Source organism: Sphaerisporangium sp. NPDC088356 (assembly GCF_040685555.1).
In the GTDB taxonomy this organism is placed as follows: Bacteria; Actinomycetota; Actinomycetes; order Streptosporangiales; family Streptosporangiaceae; genus Sphaerisporangium.
The window spans coordinates 1-2,090 of record NZ_JBFBIK010000259.1 but is presented as its reverse complement, the minus strand read 5'-3'; the positions used below and the strand labels follow the sequence as shown (position 1 = coordinate 2,090).

The window sequence follows — 2,090 nt, the reverse complement described above, 5'->3', positions numbered from 1 at the left end:
TCACTACCAACGACAAGCCACCAAGGCATGAAGATCACGATCTACAGCTGGAGTATTAGAAGCGATCGCGCCGAAGCCACGCCCCGCGACCCCCACGGGGGGCGGGGACCGGGCCCAGGGCTCCCGGCCGTCGAGCTTGGCTTTGCTGATGATGCCGCTGACGTTGGTGGACAGGAGCTGGATGAGCGTAGGCTCCGGCCGGTGTGCCGCCGCCTCCTCGCGCGACTTTCACGGGATCCTCTATCGTCGGATCGAGACGCTGGAGGCGTATATGCCTGACCTATCTCCATTACGCTCCGGTGAGCCCGACCAGTTCGGCGACTACAGAGTGCTCGGCCGCATCGGTCAGGGCGGTCAGGGAACGGTGTACCTCGCCGAGTCGCCCGCAGGGGACCGGGTCGCCATCAAGGTCCTGCACGCACACCAGGCGATGGACCAGAACGCGCAGCGCAGGTTTCTGCGCGAGGTCGCCACCGCGCGGCGGGTGGCGACCTTTTCCACGGCACGGGTCATCGAGGTCGGTACGGCGGATCAGCGGCCCTATATCGTCAGCGAGTACGTCGAGGGGGTCTCGCTGGAGCAACGGGTCCGGGAACGCGGGCCGCTCACAGGCGACGAGTTGGTACGACTGGCGCTGGGCACGGCCGGCACACTGGCCGCGATCCACCAAGCGGGCGTCGTGCATCGCGACTTCAAACCCAGCAACGTGCTGCTCGGCTCCGATGGGCCGCGCGTGATCGACTTCGGCATCGCTCGCGCCCTCGACTCCTTCACGGTCACCAGCAGCGGCGTGGCCGGCACCCCGGCGTACATGGCGCCCGAACAGATCGCCAACGAGCAGGTCGGCCCACCGGCCGACGTGTTCAGCTGGGCGGTGACCATGGTCTTCGCGGCCACCGGCCGTCTCGCCTTCGGCGGCGCGAGCGTTCCGGCCGTTCTGCACGCCGTCCTCAGCACAGAACCCGACCTCAGCGAGGTGCCTGAGTCGCTGCGTGCACTGCTCGGCCAATGCCTGGTCAAGACTCCGCAGGTCAGGCCGACCGCCGCCGAGATCATGCTCCAGTTGGTGGGCCATGGCGCCGCCCGGCCGCCTGGGGCGGCAACCGCCGAGCCGGCCCGTGCATCGCCCTCCGCCGCCTCCGCCTTGCCGGTTTCGGCGCACGAGACCGCGCCGCACGCGGCGGCGGCCGTCACCACTGCGGGGACGACCGGCAGTTCATCGGAGACCGGCCGCTCCCGGCGCGGCGTGTCGCGAGCGACAGTCCCCCTGCTGAGCGTGCTGCTCGCCCTCGCGGTCACGGCCGGCATCTGGCTCTGGAAATCGCCTGTCAACCACACCTCCACCCCTGCCGCTTCCTCCACCACTCCTTCCAGCCGAGGCACCTCTTCCTCCGCCGTCGTCAACAAGCTGGACAAGGTCGGTATCGCCTGGGATGTCGGCGGCCGGGGCGATCTGTGGTTCAACGACTCGGCCGCGCAGGGCCTCGAACGTGCGAAGAAGGAGCTCGGCGTACGCGAGGTCAAGGAGTTGGCGGCGGGCGCTGGTGAGACGGAAGAGCAAAAGGTACAACGGCTGCGGGGGCTCGCCCGGGGCGGACACAACCCGATCATCGCGATCGGCTTTCCGTACTCCGAAGCGGTCAGGAGCGTCGCGGCCGAGTTCCCGGGCACCAAGTTCGCGATCGTCGACGGGGAGGCGGCCGGAAGCAACGTTACGAACCTCGTCTTCGCCGAGCAGGAAGGCGGGTTCCTCGCCGGTGTGGCGGCAGCACTGAAGTCGAACAAGGGGCGCGTGGGCTTCGTCGGCGCGGTCAACGACGGGGGCCCCATCGAAAGAGCCGCCACGGGATTCGTCGCGGGTGCCAAGTCGGTCAAGCCGGACATCAGGATCGACGTCAAGTACGTGAGCCGCTATCCGGACTTCAGCGGGTTCGACGACCCCGCCAAGGGCAAGCTCGTCGCGACCGGCATGTTCGGCGCGGGCGCCGATGTTCTCTTCCAGGCGGCGGGCGGCTCCAACCTCGGTGTCATGCAGGCCGCCAAGGCGGCCGGCGGGCGGGTCATCGGCGCCGAAGGCGACGAGGCCCGCA

General features: G+C 68.9%; 1 protein-coding gene. It reads left to right on the top strand.

Features of this window, described 5'->3' with window-relative positions:
• Nucleotides 1-271 precede the first annotated feature (271 nt).
• The coding region (locus tag AB0O34_RS36700; protein ID WP_363923600.1) for a BMP family ABC transporter substrate-binding protein at nt 272-2,090 on the top strand (1,819 nt) is incomplete at its 3' end.